At 66.9% G+C, this 23,285-nt stretch carries 21 protein-coding genes; 10 read left to right on the plus strand and 11 right to left on the minus strand.

What is annotated here, in order from left to right:
- Positions 1-777 precede the first annotated feature (777 nt).
- The gene (locus tag ACR81A_RS04825) at positions 778-1,230 is read left to right on the plus strand and encodes an FtsX-like permease family protein (protein WP_440313128.1); all 453 of its coding nucleotides are present in this window, start codon (positions 778-780) and stop codon (positions 1,228-1,230) included.
- Positions 1,231-1,294: 64 nt separating this feature from the next.
- Here the strand turns inward: ACR81A_RS04825 and ACR81A_RS04830 are convergent, their stop codons facing one another.
- On the minus strand, positions 1,295-2,719 hold the full coding sequence (locus ACR81A_RS04830) for an RNB domain-containing ribonuclease (RefSeq protein WP_440312844.1): 1,425 nt from the start codon (positions 2,717-2,719) through the stop codon (positions 1,295-1,297).
- A gap of 34 nt (positions 2,720-2,753) precedes the next feature.
- Positions 2,754-3,986 carry an MFS transporter gene (locus tag ACR81A_RS04835; protein ID WP_440312845.1) on the minus strand — a complete coding sequence of 411 codons (1,233 nt, stop codon included), beginning with the start codon at positions 3,984-3,986 and terminating at the stop codon, positions 2,754-2,756.
- A gap of 91 nt (positions 3,987-4,077) precedes the next feature.
- On the opposite strand from ACR81A_RS04835, the gene ACR81A_RS04840 reads away from it, so the two are divergent.
- Both ACR81A_RS04840 and ACR81A_RS04845 read left to right on the plus strand, forming a co-directional pair.
- The gene (locus ACR81A_RS04840) at positions 4,078-4,395 is read left to right on the plus strand and encodes an ArsR/SmtB family transcription factor (protein ID WP_202381775.1); all 318 of its coding nucleotides are present in this window, start codon (positions 4,078-4,080) and stop codon (positions 4,393-4,395) included.
- 78 nt (positions 4,396-4,473) lie between these two features.
- A complete protein-coding gene (locus tag ACR81A_RS04845; RefSeq protein ID WP_440312846.1) occupies positions 4,474-5,529 on the plus strand; it encodes a TIGR00730 family Rossman fold protein in 1,056 nt (351 codons plus the stop codon).
- A 43-nt stretch (positions 5,530-5,572) separates the two neighbouring features.
- On the opposite strand, the gene ACR81A_RS04850 is transcribed toward ACR81A_RS04845, so the two are convergent.
- Positions 5,573-7,936, minus strand: a complete 2,364-nt coding sequence (locus ACR81A_RS04850) for an ATP-binding cassette domain-containing protein (protein ID WP_440312847.1) — start codon at positions 7,934-7,936, stop codon at positions 5,573-5,575.
- 133 nt (positions 7,937-8,069) lie between these two features.
- Here ACR81A_RS04850 and ACR81A_RS04855 point away from each other — a divergent pair, with 133 nt between their 5' ends.
- A complete protein-coding gene (locus tag ACR81A_RS04855) occupies positions 8,070-8,996 on the plus strand; it encodes a CPBP family glutamic-type intramembrane protease (RefSeq protein WP_440313129.1) in 927 nt (308 codons plus the stop codon).
- 39 nt (positions 8,997-9,035) lie between these two features.
- On the opposite strand, the gene aroQ is transcribed toward ACR81A_RS04855, so the two are convergent.
- Entirely contained in the window at positions 9,036-9,476 is a 441-nt protein-coding gene (gene aroQ, locus ACR81A_RS04860; protein ID WP_440312848.1) for a type II 3-dehydroquinate dehydratase, read from the minus strand.
- A 94-nt stretch (positions 9,477-9,570) separates the two neighbouring features.
- On the opposite strand from aroQ, the gene trmB reads away from it, so the two are divergent.
- Positions 9,571-10,317: a tRNA (guanosine(46)-N7)-methyltransferase TrmB gene (trmB, locus tag ACR81A_RS04865; RefSeq protein WP_440312849.1), complete on the plus strand. Its 747-nt coding sequence runs from the start codon at positions 9,571-9,573 to the stop codon at positions 10,315-10,317.
- Positions 10,318-10,358: 41 nt separating this feature from the next.
- Here trmB and ACR81A_RS04870 read toward each other — a convergent pair whose 3' ends face one another.
- The gene (locus tag ACR81A_RS04870) at positions 10,359-11,054 is read right to left on the minus strand and encodes an HAD family hydrolase (protein WP_440312850.1); all 696 of its coding nucleotides are present in this window, start codon (positions 11,052-11,054) and stop codon (positions 10,359-10,361) included.
- Positions 11,055-11,171: 117 nt separating this feature from the next.
- Positions 11,172-12,620: an amidase gene (locus ACR81A_RS04875; protein WP_440312851.1), complete on the minus strand. Its 1,449-nt coding sequence runs from the start codon at positions 12,618-12,620 to the stop codon at positions 11,172-11,174.
- A 135-nt stretch (positions 12,621-12,755) separates the two neighbouring features.
- Between ACR81A_RS04875 and ACR81A_RS04880 the strand changes: the two genes are divergently transcribed.
- The 5 genes from ACR81A_RS04880 (at position 12,756) to ACR81A_RS04900 (ending at position 17,766) form a co-directional block, all read left to right on the plus strand.
- Positions 12,756-13,490, plus strand: coding sequence for a GntR family transcriptional regulator (locus ACR81A_RS04880; RefSeq protein WP_440312852.1), 735 nt, complete (start codon positions 12,756-12,758; stop codon positions 13,488-13,490).
- 64 nt (positions 13,491-13,554) lie between these two features.
- Positions 13,555-14,658, plus strand: coding sequence for an urea transporter (locus ACR81A_RS04885; protein ID WP_440312853.1), 1,104 nt, complete (start codon positions 13,555-13,557; stop codon positions 14,656-14,658).
- A complete protein-coding gene (locus ACR81A_RS04890; RefSeq protein ID WP_440312854.1) occupies positions 14,655-15,599 on the plus strand; it encodes a hypothetical protein in 945 nt (314 codons plus the stop codon). The genes ACR81A_RS04885 and ACR81A_RS04890 overlap by 4 nt, the downstream gene beginning before the upstream one ends.
- A complete protein-coding gene (locus ACR81A_RS04895) occupies positions 15,596-16,519 on the plus strand; it encodes a phosphotransferase (RefSeq protein WP_440312855.1) in 924 nt (307 codons plus the stop codon). Before ACR81A_RS04890 ends, ACR81A_RS04895 begins: the two co-directional genes overlap by 4 nt.
- A complete protein-coding gene (locus ACR81A_RS04900; RefSeq protein WP_440312856.1) occupies positions 16,519-17,766 on the plus strand; it encodes a hydantoinase/carbamoylase family amidase in 1,248 nt (415 codons plus the stop codon). The genes ACR81A_RS04895 and ACR81A_RS04900 overlap by 1 nt, the downstream gene beginning before the upstream one ends.
- Here the strand turns inward: ACR81A_RS04900 and ACR81A_RS04905 are convergent.
- The 5 genes from ACR81A_RS04905 to ACR81A_RS04925 all read right to left on the minus strand — a co-directional run bounded on the left by ACR81A_RS04905 (position 17,763) and on the right by ACR81A_RS04925 (position 22,955).
- Positions 17,763-18,506 (minus strand): FadR/GntR family transcriptional regulator, encoded by a 744-nt coding sequence (locus tag ACR81A_RS04905; RefSeq protein WP_440312857.1) that lies wholly within the window; start codon positions 18,504-18,506, stop codon positions 17,763-17,765. The genes ACR81A_RS04900 and ACR81A_RS04905 overlap by 4 nt on opposite strands.
- Before the next feature lie 79 nt (positions 18,507-18,585).
- Positions 18,586-19,380: a 3-oxoacyl-ACP reductase gene (locus tag ACR81A_RS04910; protein WP_202381797.1), complete on the minus strand. Its 795-nt coding sequence runs from the start codon at positions 19,378-19,380 to the stop codon at positions 18,586-18,588.
- Between the two features lie 68 nt (positions 19,381-19,448).
- Positions 19,449-20,804 carry an aldehyde dehydrogenase family protein gene (locus ACR81A_RS04915; RefSeq protein WP_440312858.1) on the minus strand — a complete coding sequence of 452 codons (1,356 nt, stop codon included), beginning with the start codon at positions 20,802-20,804 and terminating at the stop codon, positions 19,449-19,451.
- Positions 20,801-21,604 carry a gamma-glutamyl-gamma-aminobutyrate hydrolase family protein gene (locus ACR81A_RS04920; RefSeq protein ID WP_440312859.1) on the minus strand — a complete coding sequence of 268 codons (804 nt, stop codon included), beginning with the start codon at positions 21,602-21,604 and terminating at the stop codon, positions 20,801-20,803. The genes ACR81A_RS04915 and ACR81A_RS04920 overlap by 4 nt, the downstream gene beginning before the upstream one ends.
- Positions 21,585-22,955: a glutamine synthetase family protein gene (locus tag ACR81A_RS04925; protein WP_440312860.1), complete on the minus strand. Its 1,371-nt coding sequence runs from the start codon at positions 22,953-22,955 to the stop codon at positions 21,585-21,587. Before ACR81A_RS04925 ends, ACR81A_RS04920 begins: the two co-directional genes overlap by 20 nt.
- Between the last annotated feature and the right edge of the window lie 330 nt (positions 22,956-23,285).

Consider the following 23,285-nt stretch of genomic DNA (forward strand, 5'->3'; position numbering starts at 1 on the left):
TGGTCGCTGGTGCCGCTCGGGGTCGGCGCACTCGTGATTGGTGTGCTACCGGTGCTCACGACACTCGACATCGACCCGTTGATCTCGAACCTCGCCGTGCTTCTCGGATTCGTGCTCGTGACAGTGGGGCTGGTGATCGCCGGACCTGGGCTTGCCTGGTGGGTGAGCCGCGCAGGGGCAGCGCGTGCGCGAAGCGCCGCCGGTGTGCTCGCTCTGCGCCGCATCGCTCGGCACCCGCGCGCAACGTTCCGCGCCGTGAGCGGGCTCGTGCTCGCGCTCTTTGTGGTGACCGTGTTCGCCGTTGGCACCACAACCGAGTCGGTGGAGCAATTCGCCGATGTGCCGCCGACGGAGCTCGTTCCCGCCGACGCACTCGTGGCCAACCTGGGAATCGAGGCAGACCCGGAGACAACCGAAGCGGCGATTGCGAGCGTGGTGGCCACCCCTGGTGTCGAGCGCATTGTGCGCGTCGGCTGGTACGAGGGCGCGGACGAGGGTGTGCGCGACGCCGAAGGTCGCCCACTCAACGGGGGTTTCGTCATGGCTGCCGATGACGCTCGGGCGCTCGGGCTCGACACGGCGGCCGATGAATGGGTGTGGATCGAGCAGCCCTACTTCAGCATCTTTTCGATCGGGCGTGACGTTGATACGGCTCCCATTACCGAGGCCACAGCGGAGCGCGCGATTCCGACACTCATCACCGTGCTCACGGACGGCACAGCAGGCTCGCTCGAACGCGCGCGAACCGCTCTGACCACGAGCGAGCTCTCGCTTTCGATGCTCCCGTACACTCGGGCCGAGAACACGGACGCCGGGTCGAGTCGCTTTGCACGCCAGTATGTAAGCCTCGCCTGGGTGGGCATCCTCATCTCGATGCTCATCTCGGTGGTGTCGCTCTCAGTCTCGACCACCGCAGGCATGATCGATCGTCGGAGGCAACTGGGCCTTTTGCGCCTGAGCGGAATGCCCGCGGCAACGCTCAGGCGCATGATCGTCATTGAAACTGCGTTGCCGCTCGCGGCGGTGTTTCTCTGTACGATTGCGCTCGGTGCTCTGGCAGCCTGGTCGATTGTTGTGGGGCTGAGCGGTGGGGACCGGCAGGTCACGCTGCCGGATGTGAGCTACCTCGGGCTCATCGCCATCTGCCTGGGGCTTGCGGCCGCTGCGATCCTCGTCGTGTTCCGGTCGGTGCGCAGCGAACTCCCGCTTGCCGCCACCCGGTTCGAGTAGCCAGGCGCACGCGTCGGCTCTGCGCCGTATAGGTCAGTACATCTCGGCGCGCGGAGCCGAGACGCTATATCGATACCGGTGCGAGGTCCACGGTGCCGCTTGCGATGTCGGTGCCGAGCACGCGCACGCGCACGCGGGTACCCGCCCGCAGCCCGTCCGCCGGGCACTGCGCCGTGACGGGCGGGTCGGTGAGCTGCACGCGGGCTTTCGCCCCACGCACCTCGATCACCACCGCGTCGAGCGTGTCGCCCACGCGGTCGTGCAGCACCGCCGCTTCCACGCGGTCAAGCGCGGCCGACGTGAGCTGCCCCGAGCGCTGGTTTGACGCGCGCATGAGTGCGGGGAGCTCGGGGAGGGCCGCCCGAGCCCACTCGGGGATAGCCTCATTGGCGCAGATCGCTGCGCACACGACCAGCCCGAAGCGGTCGACCAGGCGGCGCAGCGGAGCGGTCACGTGCGCGTACGGTGCCGCGATCGCGGCCTGCCGGGTCTCCGCGGGGAGCGCACCGTCGAAGGAGGTGTAGTCAGCGCCGCGGAACAGCGCCGCCGCCGCTTGTCGCACGGCGGGGGTGCCCACGGCCGTGGGGTCGAGCCCGGCCAGGTACTCGCCGTAGCTGAGATCCTGCGCCCATGGCTGCCCGAGTGCGCGCACGCGGGCACGGAACTCGGTGAGCGCGGTCTCCTCGGGCGGGGGCATCGTGCGCAGGATCCCCACCTCAGCGCCGAGCATGAGCTCCCCGGCGGTGATGCCCGCGAGGAGCGAGAGCTGTGCGTTCCACTCCTCAACGGGCAGCGGATCCCGCCGCTCGATGCGGTAGCCGCTGGGGGTCTCGCGAATCTCCTCCTCGGGCATGCTGAGACTTGCTCCGCCGCGCAGCCGTTCCTGCCCGGACCGCGCGAGTCCCACTTCGCGCAGCAGCGCGAGCGGTCCGTCCGCATGACCCGCGTCGATCGCCCGCTGTGCGCCCGGGTAATCGAGTTGTGCACGCGACCGAATCACTGCGCGCTCGACTCGGCCGGAGTGCGCGGCCCCGTCGGCGTCGAGCTCCGCCGTCCACACGTACGCCGAGCGGGTCTCGCCCGGCAGCAGCGATGCACGGCCCTCGCTGAGCAGCCGCGGGTGCAGCGGAACGGTGCCGTCGGGGAGATACAGCGTCTGCCCGCGTGATCTCGCCGCCCGGTCGAGCGCGCCTCCCGGGTGCACGAACCCCGGCACATCGGCAATCGCATACCGCACGCGCCAGCCCGATCCCACGCGCTCCAGGTGGAACGCCTGGTCGAGGTCCCGTGAGCCCACGGGATCCAGCGTGACGAACGGGATATCGCGCAGGTCACGTGGTGCGGGGAGCGGGATCGCCGCCGCGGCCTCGCTCAACGCATCTGGCGGGAAGTCGAGTGGCACCTCGAACTCGGTTCTGAGCGCGGCGAGCGCCGCCGCGAGCTCTCCGTGAGCGTGATGCGGTGCAAGGTGGGTGCGCCGTGCCGGCATGGCCCCAGCCTAGTGCCCGACCCCGCGTGTGTGGCTAGGCCATGAGGCCAGGAGCGTCCTCGTTCGGGCGTCTGCGCCGCAGGCGAAGCACGCAGGCCGTGCCGGCGAGCAGTGCCACCAGCAGGCCGTAGCCGTAGCTCACTGGGTGCAAGCCAAATAGCTGCACGAGAACCCCTGCCACGACCGTGGGTACGCCGAACGCGAGGTACGAGACGAGAAAGATCACGGCGAACACGTCTGCGCGCTGCGTGGCGGGGATGTGCGGCGACAGCGCACGCACCACACCGAAGAAGGCGGTACCAAAGCCTGCGCCCGTGATCGATACCGTTACGAGGTAGAGGGGGAGCGAGTTGAGCGCCAGTGCGCCGAGCGACAGGAGCGTGCCGCTCGCGAGGGCCGCGGTGCCAAATACGACGATGGTGTGCGCGCTGCGCCGACGGATGAGGAGCGCGGCGAGGCCGCCGGTACCCGCGAGAAGCGCCACGGAGAGCCCCTGCCACAGGTGATCACGCCCGCCGAGCTCGGCCGCAACAATGTTTGCACCGAGTGAGAGGAAGAACCCGCCGGTCGCCCAGCCCGCGAAGATTGCGGGGGCGCTGCGCAGGAATTCTGCGCGCATTGCGGCGGGTACCGTGAGCTGGAATCTCAGCGAGCGTAGCGCGCCGGGCGTGCGCGGTGCCGTCTCGGGAACGAACCACACGAGCACGGCGAGCACCGCGTATGCGGCACTCAGCGGACCGAAAATGTCACGCATCGGCTCGGCAGCAACGTCCAGCATGATGCCCGAGACGAGTGCGCCGCCGCCCAGCCCCACCATGGGCGCAACCGCGTTCCAGACCGCGGCCGAGCCCGGCCTGTCCGGCCGCTCGAGATCGGTGACCGCGGCCGAGAGCGAAGAGAGCAGCAAACCGCTCGCAACGCCCTGCACCGCGCGCCCCCACATCAGGCCGGCCACCGAGTCCGCGTGCCAGAACACCAGCACGCTTACCGCAAGCAGGAGCAGGCCCGCGCTCGCCACTGGGCGGCGGCCGACATGGTCAGAGAGTGAACCTGCGGTGAGGAGTGTGAGGAGCAGCGTGATGGCGTAGACCGCAAACACCGTGGTGATTGTTGCGGAGCTGAATCCGATTTCTGCTGCAAGTACCGGGTAGAACGGCGAGGGCGCGCTCGCGCCGGCCATCATGCCAACGAGGCTCACCACGGTGATGGCGAAGCCCCAGCGCCGGCGTGATGCGCTCGGCGCGGCTGCGTGGGAAGTGGCGTTCACTGCGTGCTCCAGAACTCAGGTGTCAGTTCGATGTTTTTCGAACAGTGCGAGCGTACTGGTATCGCACAAATAGTTCAACTATTATCGAACCATGAGTGCGGTTCCGGAACTCCCACACCCCGAGCGGGCAGAGATCACGCTCCCCGAGGTGTTGTTTGCGCTGAGTGATCCCGAGCGGCTTGCGATCGCCCGCCAGCTGGTCAACGGTCCGATGGAGATGGCCGCCTGCTCGCTCAGCGATCCGAACATGCCCAAATCAACGAAGTCGCACCTCATGAAGGTACTCCGGGAGTCCGGCGTGATTCGCAACGATCCGCAGGGGCGCTCACGCGTGCTCTCGCTGCGCCGGGAGGACCTCGACGCTCGCTTCCCGGGGCTCCTCGACGCGGTACTTGCGGCGGGCGCATAGCCCGTCCGGTTTCTCCTCCGCCCCGGAGCGGGGCGCGGAACCCGCACCTTCCACGGCTCGCACAGCTAGGGTGGAAGCGTGAGCAACGCCACAAACGCCCCCGAGCCCGACGCGCAGCAGGAGCTTCGCGAGCGTCTTGACGCGCTGATCGCCGATTGCGGGGTGGGTTCGCAGCGCACGCTCGTGCGGCGCATCCTGGAGACCGGAATCGGCCTGGGGCAGGACGGCACCCCGCGCCGTGATCTCAAGATCACGGCTGCAGCCGTCGAGGAGATGCGCGCGGCATTCCTACTGTTCGCGCCATACGCTGGCACGCCGAAGGTGACTATTTTTGGTTCGGCGCGCACCCATGCGCACGACCCGCTGTGGGAGAACGCGCGCGCCGCCGCCGAACAGCTCGCAAACGAGGGATGGTTCGTTGTGACGGGCGCCGGTCCCGGCATCATGGAAGCCGCGGCGACCGGTGCGGGGCCGGAACAGTCGCTTGGGGTGTCGATCCGGCTGCCGTTCGAGGAAGCGCCGAACGCCGTGCTCACGGGGGACAACCGCCAGGTCGCGATGAAGTACTTCTTCACCCGCAAGCTGATGCTCGTGAAAGAGTCGAGCGGATTCATCTGCCTGCCTGGCGGATTTGGCACCATGGACGAGACCTTTGAGCTGCTCACGCTGCAGCAGACGGGCAAGATGGAGCCCACGCCCATCGTGCTGCTTGACCGCGAGGGCGGTCAGTTCTGGCGCGGCTTCGCGGCGTTCGTGACCGAGCAGCTCGCGGCCAACGGGCTTGTCGCCGTGGACGATCTCGACCGCGTGCTCGTCACGGACTCTGTCGAGGCGGCGGTCGCCGAGGTGACCGGGTTTTGGCGCAACTACGATTCGCTGCGCTGGTTCGGCGCCGAGCTGGTGCTGCGCCTCCGCGCCGAACCGAGTGATGAGGAGCTCGCTGACCTCAACGCGCGCTTCTCGGGCCTGTGCGAGACCGGCACGATTGAGCGAACCGAGGCGCTCCCCGAGGAACGCGGCGACGACGACCGCCCGGAGCTGCCGCGCATTATCTTCACCCCGCGTCGCCGCGCGGTGGGTGACCTGCACCGCCTGATCCGGGCGCTGAACGAGCTGCCCTCAGCGCCGCGCTAGCGGGAAAGGCTCACCCGGGTGAGCGCTCCCGCAGCTCACCGCGCTACGCGACGTACCGTCCGAGGTGCTGGCCGGTGAGCGTCGAGCCGTTGGCGATCAGCTCGCGCGGGCTGCCCTCGAACACCACCGTGCCACCCTGCTGGCCGGCACCCGGTCCGATGTCGATGATCCAGTCGGCGTGCGCCATCACCGCCTGGTGGTGCTCGATCACAATGACGCTCTTGCCCGCGTCGACGAGTCGGTCGAGCAGACCGAGCAGCTGCTCCACGTCGGCGAGGTGCAGACCCGTGGTGGGCTCGTCAAGCACGTAGATGTCGGCATCCTCGAGCATGTGGATCGCGAGCTTCAGCCGCTGCCGCTCGCCACCCGACAGCGTGGAGAGTGGCTGCCCCAGCGTCAGGTAGCCAAGCCCCACGTCCGTGAGACGATCCAGAATTTTCGCCGCCTTCGGGATGCGTGCCTCGCCGGTGCTGAAGAACTCGTGCGCCTCGGCCATGCTCAGCTCGAGCACCTCGGCAATGTTCTTCCCCGCGAGCGTGTACTCGAGCACATCCTGGTTGAAGCGGCGACCCTCGCACACCTGGCACACGCTTTCCATCGTGGCCATCATGCCGAGATCGGTGTAGATCACCCCAGCACCCTTGCACTCGGGGCACGCTCCCTCCGAGTTTGCGCTGAAGAGCGCCGGCTTCACGCCGTTGGCCTTCGCGAACGCGGTGCGCACAGGATCGAGCAGCCCCGTGTAGGTCGCGGGGTTGGAGCGGCGCGAGCCCTTGATGGCGCCCTGGTCGATCGCGACGACCCCCTCTCGGTTCGACACCGAGCCATGGATCAGCGAGCTCTTCCCCGAACCGGCAACCCCCGTGATGACGCAGAGCACACCGAGCGGCACATCGACGTCGACGTCCTTGAGGTTGTGGCGATTCGCCCCCCGAACCTCGATCGCGCCGCTCGCCTGCCGCACGGTCTCCTTCAGGTGCGCCCGATCGTCAAGGTGACGCCCCGTGAGCGTGTCCGAGGCGCGCAGCCCCGCGACAGTGCCCTCGAAGCAAATCTCACCTCCGCCGGTGCCCGCCCGCGGCCCGAGGTCGACAACGTGATCCGCGATCCCGATCATCTCAGGCTTGTGCTCGACAACCAGCACGGTGTTGCCCTTGTCGCGCAGCTTGAGCAGCAGCTGGTTCATCCGCTCGATGTCGTGCGGATGCAGGCCAATCGACGGCTCATCGAACACGTACGTCGCGTCGGTGATGGGGGAGCCGAGATGCCGGATCATCTTGGTGCGCTGAGACTCGCCACCCGACAGTGTGTCCGTCGGACGATCGAGGCTCAAGTACCCGAGCCCGATCTGCACGAAGGAGTCCAGCGTGTCCGACAGCTTCGCGATGAGGGGCTGCAGGCCGGGATCCGAGATCTCGCGCACCCACTCTGCGAGATCGCTGATCTGCATCGCGCACACGTCTGCGATCGAGAGGCCCGCGATCTTCGAGGAGCGCGCCGAATCGTTCAGGCGGGTGCCCCCGCAGGCGGAGCACGGGGTGAACACGATCGCCCGGTCGACGAACGCGCGCACGTGCGGCTGCATCGCCTCCCGATCCTTCGCGAGCATCGACTTCTGAATCTTCGGGATCAGCCCCTCATACGTGAGGTTCGTGCCGTCGACCTTGATCTTCGTGGGCTCCTGGTGCAGCAGCACCTCGAGCTGCTCGGGCGTGAAATCGCGAATCGGCACGTCCATCGGCAGCATCGCACCAAAGAGGCGGCCGTACCACCCATCCATGCTGTAGCCGGGCACGGTGAGCGCACCGTCAGCGAGCGACTTCGTATCGTCGAACAGCTGATCGAGCGCGAAGTCAGAGACGGTGCCGCGTCCCTCGCACGTGGCGCACATGCCCCCAAGCACCTCGAACGAGCGGCGCTCCTTCACCTGCTTGCCGCCCTTCTGGAGGGTGACCGCGCCCGCTCCGCTCACCGAGGCCACATTGAAGGAGAACGCGTTGGGCGAGCCAATGTGCGGGGTACCGAGGCGGGAGAAGACGATCCGCAGCATCGCGTTGACGTCCGTCGCCGTACCGACCGTGGAGCGTGGATTTGCGCCCATCCGCTCCTGGTCAACGATGATCGCCGTCGTGAGACCCTCGAGCACGTCGACATCGGGCCGCGACTGCGAGGGCATGAAGCCCTGCACGAACGCGCTATAGGTCTCGTTGATGAGGCGCTGGGATTCGGCCGCGATGGTCGCGAAGACGAGTGAGCTTTTGCCCGAGCCGGAGACACCCGTAAACACCGTGAGGCGGCGTTTGGGGAGCTCCACGCTCACGTTCTTGAGATTGTGTTCGCGGGCCCGGCGCACCACGATCGTGTCGTGCGAATCGGCGGGATGGGTGACGGAGTCGACGGCGCTCATGGGGGTAGCGTAGCGCGCGCGGGGCGCCGCAGACTTCTTGATTTCTGATCGGCTGTGTCCGGCCGGTCAGGAGGGTGGTGAGCATCGCTTCGGGTGCCCCGCAGACGCGGCGGCTACGCTGTGCTGCGTGGGAATCCCAGTTGAGCACCGGCTGCACGCGAGCGCGTCACCCGCGATCCGTCCGTGGCACGTGATCGCCGCTGCGCTCACGGTGCTCGCGGCGCCCGCGCTGTTCGTGTTCGAGGACCTTCCTGCCGGGATCCTGCTCCTGATCCTGGGACTCGCAGCCGCCGCCTACGCCGACCGGGGAGGCTGTGGCGGGCAGTGCTCGATCCCGATCCCGCGGGGCGCTGAGGTCCGTGCCGCGCTGCGCGAGCTGCCGCCTGAGGCGCGCCCGCCGTCGCTCCTGCGCGACCTGTCGCTCATCGCACTGGGCCTCGCGATCATCCGCACGATCGACCTCGGTGCGCGGCTCGACACGTGGTCAATGGTGCAGTTCACGCTGGCGCTGGGCGGCGCCGTGCTCGTGCCGTACCTCGTGTCGCGGTTTCTCTATCGGGATCGGGCCACGGGCTTTCCCTGGCGGAGCAGGCAGCGTTGGGGCGTATTCCACTGGGCCTGGCTTGCAGCGGTGCTCGTGCTGGGCTGGCTGGTCCTGCCCTGGTATTTCATCAGCTCGGGGGTCTACGAGAACTGGCCGGCGGTCACGACACCCGATCTCATCTCGCGGCTGTTCGTCGGCGTCGGCGCCGTTGGGATCTGGGATGAGCTGTTCTTCATCTGCACGGTGTTCGCCGTGCTGCTGCGCCACTTCCCGGCCTGGCTCGCAAACGTGCTGCAGGCTGTGGTGTTCGTGTCATTCCTCTGGGAGCTGGGCTATCGCTCCTGGGGTCCGCTGCTGACCATCCCTTTTGCGCTGATGCAGGGCATGATCTTCCTGCGAACGCGCTCGCTCGCGTACGTGGTGACTGTGCACCTGCTATTCGACGCGGTCGTGTTTGCGGTGCTCGTGCACGCCCACAATCCGGGGCTGCTCGACGTGTTTCTCACCGCGCCGTAGCGCGCGGGGTCCGCGCAGCGGCGCAGCCGGGATTGCGCGCTAGCGCGCGATGAGTGCGGCCACGCGTCGCACCGCGAACTCGTAGCCCTGCACACCGCAGCCCACGATCACGCCGGCGGCGATGGGGGAGATGTACGAGTGGTGGCGGAATGGCTCGCGCGCGTGCACGTTGGTGAGGTGCACCTCGACGGTGGGCAGATCAACGCCGGTGATCGCGTCGCGCAGAGCCACGGAGGTGTGCGTGAGCGCCCCCGGGTTGATGACGATCCCGAGGCAGTCTTCGCGGGCCTCGTGGATCGCGTCGATGAGCACGCCCTCGTGGTTGCTCTGCACCGCGCGAACTTCGATGCCGAAGTCTGCTGCGACGCGGGCGGCAAGCGCCTCGACGTCGGCAAGCGTCTCCTCGCCGTAGAGCTCCGGTTCACGGGTGCCCAAGAGATTGAGGTTGGGGCCGTTCACCAACAGAATGCGTCGGGTCATGGGAGTCCTCCTGGGTCGAAGCCGTGGCTCCATGGTACCGCGGGCCGCTGCCTCGCGCTTTGCCCTTCGGGCGTTGCCGCACTACCGTTGTGGGGTGACTGACGAGCAGCCCCAGAAATCGAAGACCTTCGACCCGACCACGTTTCGGGACAAGCCTGTCTCGTTTGTGCGCCGCAGCGGACGAATGACGTCCGGGCAGCAGCGCGGGTGGGACGAACTCTCGCCGCTCTACCGCATTGACGTTCCCCGCGGCCCCGCCGCGACCAGCGTTGCGGAGGGTGCGCATGGCGTACCGGAGGAGATCTTCGGCCGCAAGGCACCACTTGTGATCGAGGTGGGATCGGGGCAGGGGCACGCGATCGTGCATGCCGCGAGCACGCACCCCGAGCGCGATCATATGGCGATCGAGGTGTTCCGTGCGGGGCTCGCGCGCACGATGACTGCGGCGGACGAGCTCGGCGCGCGCAACCTGCGGCTCATCGAGGCGAACGCGCCGGAGGTGCTTGAGCACTACCTGCCTGTGGGAAGCGCGGACGAGCTCTGGGTGTTCTTCCCGGACCCGTGGGCGAAGTCGCGCCACCACAAGCGGCGGCTCATCAACGAGGAGTTCACGCAGATCGCCGCCCGCGTGCTCCGCCCCGGCGGCGTGCTCCGTCTCGCCACCGACTGGGAGGAGTACGCCGAGCACATGCGCGTGGTGCTCGATGCCGCACCCGACTTCTCGCGTGACTTCACGGGCGAGTACGCGGAGCGTTTCGATGGCCGCATCCTCACCGCCTTCGAGCGCAAGGGCGCCGCAAAGGGACGCGCGATCCGCGACCTGACGTACCGCCGCGCCTAGTCCGCCGCCTGCGCCAGCACGCGGCGGGCATTGCCCGCTGCCTAGAGCAGCGCGGGGTCGAGCCGCGTGACCACGTGCGGGGTGAGCTCGCTCGCGGCGGCGAGATCAAGGCTGCCGAGCACCGCGACGGTCGGTACCCCGGCACCGCGCGCGGCGCGGATCCCAGTGCGCGAGTCCTCAAACGCAACCGCGCGAATGGGCTCGATCCCCAGTTCAGCCGCCGCACGCAGATAGCACTCTGGGTCGGGCTTCGACGATGCGACATCCTCAAGCGCGACGACGGTTTCGAACGCGGCACCGATGCCCGCTTGCTCGAGCGCAGGAACCACGGTCTGGCGGCTCGCAGCAGTTACGACCGCGAGGCGCTTTCCCGCCGCAGTAGCGGACGCGATGAACGCGCGAGCCGCGGGGGTGATCGTGCTGTGCGCTGCGGTTCGCTCAAGGTATCGGGCGTTGAACCGGTCAAAGAGGTACTCGGCGCTCGGTGCCTGCCCGCTCGCCTCTGCGGCAAGCACGCCAAACATGTGCTCCTCGGTGAAGCCGGCAAACTCAGCAAAATACCGCGCTGCAGACACTGCGACGCCGAGCTCCTGCTCAGAGATCTCGGCGACGAGTTCAGCAAGGAGCTGCTCATCGTCCGAGAGCGTGCCGTTGAAATCGAGGAGGAAGGCCTCTGCCTCCGCGATCAACGTGCGCGTCGCAAGGGGGAGCGCGGGAGCGGGGATGGATTGGGTCACTGGTGGATCCTTTCGGAAGCCGCACACGCAGCGGTGCGCGGCAAGAGCGGGTGGGCTGTTTGCAAGAACAGGAGGAGAGGGGCGGGCCGGACGAGGTGCCGGGTGATTGCGCTGGGGCTACGCGGCTGACGGCGCCTGCGGAGACGTGAGTGCGGGGATGCCGAGTGGCACCTCGAGCACTCCTTCGAGCGCCTCAGCGATGCCGAGCAGCGCGAAATCTGCGCCGTGTGGGCCAGCGATCTGCACTCCGATGGGGTGCCCAGCCGTGCTGCGGGCCATGGGGAGCGCCACTGCCGGCTGACCGGTCTGGTTGAACCACGCGGTGTAGTTCGCATGGAAGAGGAGCGGCTGTGTGGGATCGGGGCCAAACGAGTCGGCTGCAAAACGGTGCACGCCCATGACCGGTGAGACAACAATGTCGTAGCTTGCCACCCGTTCGGAGACGCGCGCGGCAATCGCCGACAGGTGCTCGAAGTCGAGGAAGTAGTCGGTGGCCCGGAGTTGCGACCCAGACTCTGCCCAAGCACTGATCACGGGGAGAAGATCGTCCTGGCGGTCGGTGGGGCAGCCTGAGCGCTCGGCGATGCAGCGCGTCATGAGACACCGGTCGAGTGCAGCAAAGTCGAGCTCCGTGATCTCTGGTGTGAAGTCTTCCAAGATGGCCCCGTTCGCGCGGAGTACCTCGAGGAACCGGTGAAACGCAGTGCTCGTTTCGCTGTCCATATGCGGCCCATACCCGGGGCTCTCCATCACACCGACGCGGAGTCCACGCAGGGCAGCGGGTGTCCAACCACTTGCCGCCGCGGAGGCGAGCAGCGCCGCGTGCACGCCGGAGGTGGAGCTAGGGAGCGGCCGCGACAGTTGATCGCTTGGGTGCGGGGCTCCGACGACCTCAAAGAGTTCTCGCGCCGCGCGCACCGTGCGCGCCATTGGTCCCGCGGAGCGCCAGGTGCTCGCAGGCGCATAGGCCAGGGCGCCCTGCGTGGGCTTGAGGGCGACAAGCCCACAGTGTGCAGCGGGGAGGCGCACACTCCCGGCGATGTCAGTGCCGAGCGCTGAGTGGCCGACGCCCGCGGCAACCGCCGCCCCCGCGCCTGAGCTCGAACCCCCGGGGGATGCCGATAGATCCCACGGATTGCGGGTGATCCCAAACTGCGAGCTGAGCCCGGCAGCAAGCAGCCCATAGTCGGGCATCGTCGTCTTCCCGACAATGATCGCTCCTGCCGCGCGCAGGCGTGACACGGGAACCGAATCCGACGGAGAGAGAGCGCCCGGGTGGGTCGCGCTGCCGTGCCAGCGGGGAAGATCCCGCACGTGGAAACTATCCTTCACTGTGACGATGGATCCCGCTAAAGGTCTGTCAGAATGTACCTTTTCATTGACGTGATTCTGTGCCGCCGCAGCCTCGCGTGCCGCAGGGATATTGAGTGCCGAGAATGCGTTCGTGGCCGCCTGAACCTGCTCGGCACGCGCAAACTGCAGCTCAAAACTTTTCTCTGAAAGTGGCTGATTTAGGCCGATTTGTTGCGGATCAACGAACGAATCGTGCTGACTCATCATGTGCATTCCCCTCTGCGGTGAAGGTCGAGTGTGCCTGGCGAAGATTGCCTCTAGACACGGAGTGTAGCGGTGAATATATACTTGCCGAAACCCCCGCTCAGCGGGTAAATGGTCCAAAATATCGAACCTTTGGAGGCGGAGATGGAGATCAGAGATCGGCTCTCTCACATGGTGGAGCGGCTGCGCTTGCAGGGCGAATCCAAGCTCCCCTCCGAGCGTGAGCTCGCCGAGCAGCTGGGGGTCTCCCGCGGCTTGGTGCGCAAGGAGCTCGCCAGTCTCGTCTCGGCGGGACAGATTGAACAGCGCGTGGGGCGCGGGGGCGGTAGCTACATCCGTGAGGTGGGGGTGAACGCCTATGTCACCTCCGGGGCAGGGCGCGCTCCGTTTACGGTCTCGCGCTCGCTCAATGCGGTCGTTGGCGTGCCCACGTTTCTGGTTGATCAGGGGTACCAGCCCAGCACCCGAATCCTTCGCGCCGAAGAGCGTGACGCGGTCGAGCGCGAGCGCACCCAGCTTGCGCTCGAGCCGGGCGCGCGAGTGGTCACCATTCGCCGACTTCGCTCTGCGAACGAGGTGCCGCTGTCGCTCGAAGACATGACGCTTCCGGCCCACATTTTTCCCGACATTCTCTCCCGAGACCTGAGCTCGATCTATGAGCTCATGGCGGGCGACTATGGCACTCCCGTTGTCACCGCGCAGGAACGGATTGGGATCGGCGAGGCCACGCCCTCCGCTGCGTACCTGCTGCGCGTCTCGCCCGGCACCCCGCTCTTTGACATCGAGCGTGTCGCGCTCGATGCTGCAGGGCGGCCGATCGAGCTTTCTCGCGACCTGTTCCGCTCAGACATCACCAGGCTGACCGTGACGAGTCACTAGACCCACCACCGCGCAGCACGCCGCACTGGCGCGGACTGCTGCGCCCAACCTTGAGGAATCAACGATGATTCACACCCCTGTCCACCCTCTTGACCGGTTCTCGGGAACATTCCGGGCAACCGAGCACATCGATCAGGCGAACGCCGCACTGGGTGTGCTCGATAGCGCACTCCGTGGAATTGGTCAGATCTTTCTCATCAACAACCCGCTCACCGGGCTGGCACTACTCCTCGCCATCACCACCCAGTCAGTCTGGGCCGGAACGCTCCTCCTCGGGGGTGCGCTCATCTCCACGCTCACGGCACTTCTGCTTGGCTACGACTCCGGCGTGGTGCGACTTGGTTTCTTCTCATTCAACGGAGCGCTCTTCGGGGTGCTCGGCGCGGTGTTCCTGCAGGGCGAGTGGGTGCTGGGCAACGCCGTGTTCACACTCCTCGCTGCGGCGATCTCGGTTCCGATCATGCAGGCCACCATCGAGGTGCTCGTGCTGCGTTTCGACGCACCTGCGCTGTCACTCACCTTTGGTCTGCTGGGCTTGCTTGTGCTGTTGCTCGCCCCAGCCACCGCACACGGGAATGGCAATATGTCACTCCTGCAGCCGGTGCAGCGCTTCGCACACGCGCCAGATCCGGTGCTGCGCGCCGCAGGCGACGGTCCGCCGGTCGACGCGCTCTCTGGGCTCGTCAACGCGACCTTCCGAGGCATCGGACAGGTCGTGCTCATGGACTCGGTGCTCGCCGGCGTGCTGATCGTCATCGGCATCGCCCTCGCCACTCGCGTGGGTGCCATCATGGCGGTGCTCGGCTCGCTCACCGGGGCGCTCGCAGGCCAGGCCATCGGCGCCGACGGCTCTGAGATCTACCACGGCCTCTGGGGCTACAACGGCGCAGTTGTCGCGGTGGGATTGTTTGGCGTGATCTTGGTGCCGAGCGTGCGAGCATTCATCGCGACGATTGTTGCCGCAGCCGCATCGGCTCTGCTGTACGGGGCGCTCACCCAGTTCCTCGCACCCTACGGGATCATTCCGCTCAGCCTGCCGCTCGTCATCGTCATCATCGGCGCCGTGCTTGCCCTTCGGGCGAGCCGCATCGGTGTGATCCCCATTCCCGACTACTCAAACGCTGAGCATCAGCTCCGCACCCGCGCTCTGGAAAGGACACTCTCGTGACCCGTTGGCAGGACAACATTGATGATTGGGCGCATGGCTTCGACGTCGAAGCCATCACCTGGGGTGGCCCGGTTGCTCAGATCCCTTCGCCCAGCTGGTGGGCCTCGGACAGCACACTGATCGCCGGTGAGTGCCCCGATTTTGGCCCCGTGCTGTTGAAGAAGCTCTCCCGGCACGCCTGGTCATGGCGTAATCGCGACAACCTCATCGCGGCAGCGACTGCGGCGGGCGAGGCGGGAATTGGCCCCAAGATTTACGCGGCCGACAGCGAGCTTGGCGTGCTGCTTGAGGAACGACTCAGCCCCGAGTGGCGAGTGGGGCGCCTCGATCTCTTCCGCGACGCACGGCTGCGGCAGCGTCTCCACGAGGCTCGCGCGCAGTTCGCGCAGCTGGACATCCCGCTCTCCACACGCAGTCCACTCATTGAGCTGCTCCAACTGCTCGATGAGTGCGACGATCGCGGAATTGATGTGGATCCGCGAGTGCGAGAGCTCGCCGCCTACGTCGCGGGCTTTCGCGCGCCGCTCCTCGCATACCGCCGAACCGTCGAGATGCGGCCGTCGCAGGGCGAGGGCACCGTGTCGAACATCATGGTGAATCCTGCGGGTGAAGTGCGTCTCGTGGGGTGGGGCTCTGCCGCGAGTCTCTCGGCGGTGCACGACCATGCGGTGTTGGTGGCGGAAGCGTGTCCCGGGGCGCTCGACATAGATGACTTCATCTCCGAGCTCGCGCCCGAAGCGGAAGCGCGCGATCGCGCGGTCATCAAGCTCATCGCGGGGATCGAACACCTGCGCTGGGCGGTGCTCACCCGGCTCCGTTCTGGAACCGATCCGGACGTCAACCTCGATTCGATCAAGTATGGGCTCTGGCGAATGACATTTGCCGAGCTGCTGTTCTCTGACCCCGACACCCGTACCGAACTGGAAGGAGCGCTCGCATGACCACCATCACGCTTCCCGAACCTCTCCGCGCAGCCATCGCCAAGAACCCAGAATGGGCCGGTCTCGACGTGGCGGTTGACCCGGTGTTCGGCGGCATCACCAACGAAAACTTCCGACTGCGGATCGGCGACAGCCAGCCGATCTTCGCGAAGGTGCCCGGGCTGGGTACCGAGAAGTTCATCAACCGAGACACGGCGAACCAAGCCGCGCGCCAAGCTGCAGCAGCCGGGATCAGCCCTCAGGTGCTGTTCTACGACGCAAGCAGCGGGATTGAGTTTTCCGAGTTCGTGGCAGATGGGTTCCGCACCGCGACGACACTCGACTTTCAGCGCGCTGACGTGTGTCGAGGCGTCATGGACACCTACCGTCGTTGGCACGGCACCCCGCTGCTCAGTGAGACCAAAACCATGGTGGACATGGTCGAGGAACACCTCGCGCAGGTCGAGGAAGACGGGATTCCGCTCCCGGACTGGTCGGCCGTTGTGTTGCGCAACTATCTCGAAGCGGTCGACGCATTCATGGTGTCCGGGCTCGAACTGGTGCCGGCCCACAACGACCCCATGCCCGGCAACTTCCTCATCGATGATGCGGCCAACGTCACGCTGATCGATTTCGACTACGCCGCGAACAACGAGGCAAGCTTCGAGATCGGTCTGATCCTCACCGAGATGTTCGTGGACATCGATCGTTCCCGCGAACTCGTCGCCGAGTACCGCGGCGAGCATGACGAGCGGTTCTTCGCACGCGCCATGCTCTCGCGCATGATCGCCGACACGAAGTGGGGCCTCTGGGGGCTGATCAACGCTCACGCGCGCGATGAGGACTTCGACTACTTCAAGTACGGCTCCTGGAAGCTCTATCGCACGTTCTGGATCTCACGGCGACCCGAATACCGGCAGTGGTTGGACGCGGCCCGCTAATGTCCGAGCAGACCGCCGATGTAGTGCTCCTCCAGCTATTCGACGAGCTCTTCGCAGAGTTCTCGGAGATCGGCCGTGCGAATGGCACGGGGCTGCACCGTCTCGCGTTCAGCGCGGCCGACGCTGAAGTGCGGGAGGCCTTCCGGGCGCGCTGCGCTGCGCTCGGCTTGCACGCGCACACTGACGAGATCGGCAACCAGTTTGCGCTTGCCCGTCCGCCGGTGCCAGGCGACCGCACGGTGCTGCTCGGCTCCCACCTCGACAGCCAGCCCGACGGTGGGCGATTCGACGGCCAGCTCGGCGTTGCCGCCGCGCTGGCCGTCGTGGCCGAGGCCGCTCACACCGAGGTGCCGAAGGGGACAAACCTGGGGGCTGTGAACTGGGCCAATGAAGAGGGAGCCCGTTTCCAGCCCAGCGTGATGGGAAGCAGCGTGTTCACTGGGCAGCTCTCACTTGCCGAGGCACTCGCCGCGAGCGATGCAGAACACACGCTACTTTCGGATGAGCTGGTGAGCCGCGCACTCGCGGGCACCTCCGCACTCCCGGCCACTGTCGCCGCCTACGCGGAGCTGCACGTGGAGCAAGGCGCTCGGCTCGAACGAGACGATGCCGAGCTCGGAATCGTGGACCACACCTGGGCCGCCTACAAAGCTGACCTGCGTGTGCACGGGGTACAAACACACACCGGACCGACCCCCATGGCGCTCAGAGTCGATGCGCTCGCAGCCGCGGCGAGACTCATCGCCCTGCTGCGTGAACTCGGGCTCGCGGATCCCGATGACCGTCTCCACACGGCAGCGGCGTGGATGCGCATCACTCCGAATTCGCCCAATGCGACCCCGTCGCTCGTCGAGTTCAAAGTGGAGCTGCGAAGCCCCGACGAGGAGCGACTGCACGCCGCGCGGGCAGCCCTCGTTGCAGCGGCGCAAGAGATTGAGCGCGACACTGGGGTGCAGTGCGACTTCGGCGCGTGGTCAGAACGGCGGGCGGCAAGTTTTGATCCCGATCTGGTCGCGCTTGCCACAGCGACCGCAACCTCAATGGGGATCCGCGCACAGCGCATGCCCACGATTGCGGGCCATGATGCGGTGATCATGAACGCGGCCGGTGTGCCAACCGTGCTGCTCTTCACGCCCAGCGCGGAGGGCATCACGCATCACGCCGCGGAGTACACCGCACCTGCTGATCAGCACCGTGGGGTGCGCGCGCTCGCCGCAGTGGCGCGTGCGCTGCTGGCGCGGGTTTAGCGCGCCGACTCAGACGGGTTCGAGAAGAAGCCGCGGAGCAGCGCGGTGGAGCCCTCGACGTGTTCGAGCATCGCCTCCGCGGCCGAGTCCGGGCGGCCGGTGAGGATCGCCGTCACGATTGCCTCGTGCTGCGAGTTCGAGTGGGCAAGGTTCGGCCGCAGCAGCGGGATCCCGTCAAGCAGCGCGTTGACGCGGGTGCGCAGGTTCGCGACGAGCGGCACCAGGCTGGGCGAGCCGGATAGCTCCGCGATCAGCAGGTGCAGGCGCGAGTCGAGGCGCCGGTGCTGCGTATCGTCGGCGGCAGCGCACTCCTCGAGCGCCCGGCCGAGCGACTGCCGCTCCTCAGCGCTCAACTCGCGCGCAGCGGCCTCGCGCGCGGCGCCGACCTCGAGCACGCGCCGCAGGGGAGCGAGATCCTCCACCTCTTCCGCGCCGAGGGCAGGTGCGACGACACCGAGGGCCGAATCCCGCGGCAGCTCGTCCACCACGAACGTGCCGCCGTAGCGGCCACGGCGTGACACCACGTAGCCCGCATCCGCGAGCGTCGCCAATGCGTCGCGCACGGTGTCCCGACTCACCTTCAGCATGGTCGCCAGCTCGCGCTCGGCAGGGAGCCGCGATCCCGGGCTGATGAGGCCGAGACGGACCGACTGGAGGAGCCGCTGCATCGTCTCCTCGTACGCGTTCGTGGGCCGCACACCACGAACGAGGAGCTCGAAACCATCGTGTGTCAGGTCCATCGAGCTCCTCGTCGGGGTGTGCGGCGCGAACGCGCCGGGCCAGCGCGGCCGCGCCGGGTCTCGTAGCGAGTGTACGCGGCTAGGAGAGCGGCGTCGTGTAGGCGCTGCTGATGCCGCCGTCCACGAGGAACGTCGACGCCGTAATGAAGGAGGAGTCGTCGCTCGCGAGGAACGCGACGGATGCGGCGAGCTCCTCCGGGCGGGCAAAGCGGCCGAGCGGCACATGGACGAGGCGGCGCTCAGCGCGCTCGGGATCGCTCGCGAACAGCTCCTGGAGGAGCGGCGTATTCACCGGCCCCGGGCAGAGCGCGTTCACGCGGATGCCCTGGCGCGCGAACTGGACGCCGAGCTCACGGGTCATTGCAAGGACGCCGCCCTTCGACGCGGTGTACGAGATCTGCGAGGTGGCTGAGCCCATCACGGCGACGAACGACGCGGTGTTGATGATCGATCCGCTGCCCTGCTTCGTCATGTGGCGAAGCGCCGCGCGCGAGCAGAGGTAGACGCTCTTCAGGTTGACGTCCTGCACCTTCTGCCAGGCCGGGAGCTCGGTGGTTTCGATCGAGTCATCGTCGTCGGGGGAGATGCCGGCGTTGTTGAACGCGATATCGACCGAGCCGTACTCGCGCGCAGCGGTATCGAACAGGTTGTCGACCTGATCCTGGTCGGTGACGTTGACCTGTACGAAGAGGCCCTCAACGGCCTCGGCAGCGGCCTGGCCGCTCGTGGGATCCATGTCGCCGATGACAATCTTCGCACCCTCGGCGCGCATGCGCTTCGCAGTGGCGAGGCCGATCCCGCTGCCGCCGCCAGTGATGACGGCGACCTTGCCGGCAAGACGCTGCGTGAGATCGATGGGGGTGATGTCGCTCATGGTGGTGCTCATTTCTCGTGCAATGCCCGTGTGAGCGGGCGGGAGGAGTGGAACGGAAAAGGAAGGGGTTATTCGCTTGCGAAGAAGACGTTCTTGGTTTCGGTGAAGTGCTCCGCCGCGTCGGGCCCAAGCTCGCGGCCGAGCCCTGACTGCTTGAATCCACCGAACGGCGTGGTGTAGCGCACGGAGGAGTGTGCGTTGACGGAGAGATTGCCGCCCTCGACGCCGCGGGCCACGCGGATGCCGCGACCGAGATCGCGCGTCCAAATGGACCCGCTGAGCCCGTACTCGGAACTGTTGGCCAGCTGGATCGCGTCGGCCTCGTCCTCAAACGGCAGCACCGAGACGACGGGGCCGAAGACCTCCTCGGTGGCGATTCGGGATCCGCGCTCGGGTGTCACGACGGTCGGGGCGAACCACGCGCCCGGGCCGCTCGGGGCGGAGCCCTGGAACGCGACGGGAACGTCGGGGGTCAGGAAACTTGCCACGGAATCGCGATGCGCGAGCGTGACGAGGGGCCCCACCTCGGTGGCTTCGTCGGTGGGGTCGCCCACCACGACGTTCTTGACGGCCTGTTCGAACTGCTCCATGAAGCGGTCGTACACGCTGCGCTGAACGAGGAGGCGGCTGCGTGCGCAGCAATCCTGCCCGGCGTTATCGAACACCGAGTAGGGCGCTGTTGCCGCGGCCCGCTCAATGTCGGCGTCATCGAACACGATGTTGGCGCTCTTCCCACCAAGTTCGAGCGTGACGCGCTTCACCTGGTCGGCGGCGCCGGCCATGATGCGCTTGCCGACCGCGGTGGAACCGGTGAACACCAGCTTGCGAACGTCGGGGTGGCTCACAAAGCGCTCACCGACCACTGATCCGCGCCCTGCGAGTACCTGGAACAGGCCCTCGGGAAGCCCTGCCTCGAGCGCCAGCTCGCCGAGGCGGAGGCTTGTCAGCGGAGTCCACTCGGCAGGCTTCAGCACGACCGCGTTGCCTGCGGCGAGCGCCGGGGCAAAGCCCCACGAGGCGATCGTCATCGGGAAGTTCCACGGTGTGATGACCCCCACGACGCCGAGCGGCTCGTGGAAGGTGACGTTCATGCCGCCGGCGACCGGGATCTGCTGCCCGATGAGGCGCTCAGGCGCGCCGGCAGAGTACTCGAGCACGTCGCGCACATGACCCGCCTCCCACCGGGACTGCGTGATCGGGTGCCCCGAGTTTGCGGTTTCAAGCTGGGCGAGGTGCTCGATGTCGGCGTCGACGGCGTCCGCGAAGCGGCGCAGCACGCGAGCCCGATCCGCGGGGGCCACGGCTGCCCACTCGCGCTGCGCACGCACTGCCGCAGCGATCGCATGGTCGGTACCTTCGACATCGAGGTGCTCAATCTCTTGGATGACGGCCTCGGTCGCCGGGTTGACGAGGGTGGTGCTCATGACTGCTCCCTGGGTTCTGCGTCGGGGGTCTGGGATCGGGCGGTGCGATAGTCGCGCGCCGCGCTGACGAGGCCGGCGAAGAGGCGCCGATCCTGCTCGTTCTCTTCGGGGTGCCACTGCACGGCGATCCCGAAGGGGTGATCAGCGAGTTCGATGGATTCGGGGATCCCGTCGGCCGTGCGGCTCGTCACGGTGAGGCCCGCGCCAATCTCGCCAATTCCCTGGTGGTGGTACAGGTGGGCGCGTGCGCCCCGATCATCGCCGAGCACCTCGGCGATGCGGCTGCCCGCGTCCACTTCAACATCGATTGGGTTGAAGACTCCGCCCCCAATTTGGTAGCGATCGTCGCCCACCACATCCGGGAGGTGCTGGATCAGGTTGCCGCCGCGCTCGACGTTGAGGAGCTGCGCACCCCGGCAAATGCCGAGGAACGGAAGCTCAATCGCAAGGGCTGCCTCGAGCAGCGCGGCCTCGAAGTCATCGCGATCGGTGCGCGGCGCTCCGGTGCGATCATGGGCGTCCTGCCCGTATCGCGCGGGATCGATGTCAGCGCCGCCCGAAAGGATGATCCCATCGAGGCGCGAAACGATCGCCTCGGCGACCTCAGCGGATGCGGGCTGCGGGGGCAGGACCACAACGATCCCGCCAGCGTCGGTGACGGCCTTGATGTAGACCTGCGGGAGGAATGAAGCTCGCACATCCCACACGCCCGTCTGGGCCTGCTCAAGGTAGCTCGTGATGCCAATGATCGGCGCGTGCTTGCCGCGCTGCTGCGGCATCTTAGAGGCGTTCAAAGCCACGGATCCTCTCCCAATCGGTGACCGCTGCGTCGTAGGCGGCAACCTCGACGCGTGCGGCGTGCGTGTAGTGGTCGACCACTTCGTCTCCGAAGACCTCGCGTGCGAGTGCCGACTGCTCGAACAGGTCAGCGGCCTCGCGCAGCGTGGTGGGCACGCGGGCGATGTCGCTCGTGTACGCATTGCCGCTGAGCGGATCGCCGAGCTCGAGCTTGTGCTCAATGCCGTAGAGCCCGGACGCGAGCATGCCGGCGACGGCAAGGTACTGGTTCACGTCGCCGCCGGGGACGCGGTTCTCCACGCGAATCCCGCCACCATGGCCCACGACCCGCAGCGCGCACGTGCGGTTATCGTGGCCCCACGCAACGGCGGTCGGGGCGAAGCTGCCGTCCACGAAGCGCTTGTAGGAGTTGATGTTCGGGGCGTAGAGCAAGGTGAACTCGCGAAGGGCCGCGAGCTGGCCGGCAATGAAGTGGCGGAACATCGGCGACATGCCATCGGCCGCGCTCGGATCGGAGAACGCCGGGGTCCCATCGCTGCCCCACAGGCTCGCGTGCACGTGGCAGCTGTTGCCCTCGCGCTCGTTAAACTTCGCCATGAAGGTGATGCTCTTGTCGTGCGCCGCCGCGATCTCCTTGGAGCCGCTCTTGTAGATCGAGTGGTTGTCGCACGTCGGGATCGCGTGGGCGTAGCGGAACGAGATCTCCTGCTGGCCGAGATTGCACTCGCCCTTGACGCCCTCGCAGTACATTCCCGCGTCGTCCATCGAATTGCGAATATCGCGGAGGAGAGGCTCCAGGCGGGTGGATCCCTGGAGAGCGTAGTCGGTGTTGTAATCCGAACCCGGAACCAGGTCGCGGTAGCCCTTCCGCCAGGCCGTGCGGTAATCGTCGTCGAACACGATGAACTCGAGTTCGGTACCAACGAACGGGACGAGATCGTGCTCTGCGAGGCGTTCCACCTGGCGCTGCAGCACGCGGCGCGGGGAGACGTCGATGGGGGAGCGGTCGCTCGCTCGCGTGAGATCGGCGATGACGAGCGCGGTCCCGGGAAGCCAGGGGATCCGGCGCAGTGTCGAGAGATCCGGCACCATGGCCATATCGCCGTAGCCGCTCTCCCAGCTCGTGAGCGCATACCCGTCAACCGTATTGAGTTCGACATCTACGGCGAGGAGGTAATTGCAGCATTCTGCCGCTCCATCCATCGTGTCCTCGAGGAAGAGGCGAGCCGAGATGCGCTTCCCCACGAGCCGACCCTGCATGTCCGTGAAGGCCACGATCACCGTGTCGATTTCGCGGGTTGCGACGGCCTCGCGCAGTTCGTCCGGTGTCAAGTTGCCGCTCGCGGGAATCATGTGTGCTCCTTGCTGCTCATCATCGAGTGTTGGGGGTACGGGCCGTATGACGCCACTTCGCGTCCAATGGTCTGCGTGTAGGCCATTAAAGCACAGTGCCCGGTCGGCGCCGCAAGTCCCTTGCCTGAACTCTATCGAGGTTCGGCGCGCACTTCCATGTGTTCTTGACGGTGTTTTGGGGTGTCAGGGCGCGGAATTTCGCCCCTTTGCGTGAATGGGGCAAAAATAAAAGGTTGTTGCAAACGACCTTTAGGTGGGTATAGTCATCGTGTCATCCCACCAAACCGCGAGGGCCGCTGTGCGGCGGCCGCGATCGCTCACAATGAAGTG

It is taken from the genome of Leucobacter chromiireducens, from assembly GCF_051993095.1.
GTDB lineage: Bacteria > Actinomycetota > Actinomycetes > Actinomycetales > Microbacteriaceae > Leucobacter > Leucobacter chromiireducens.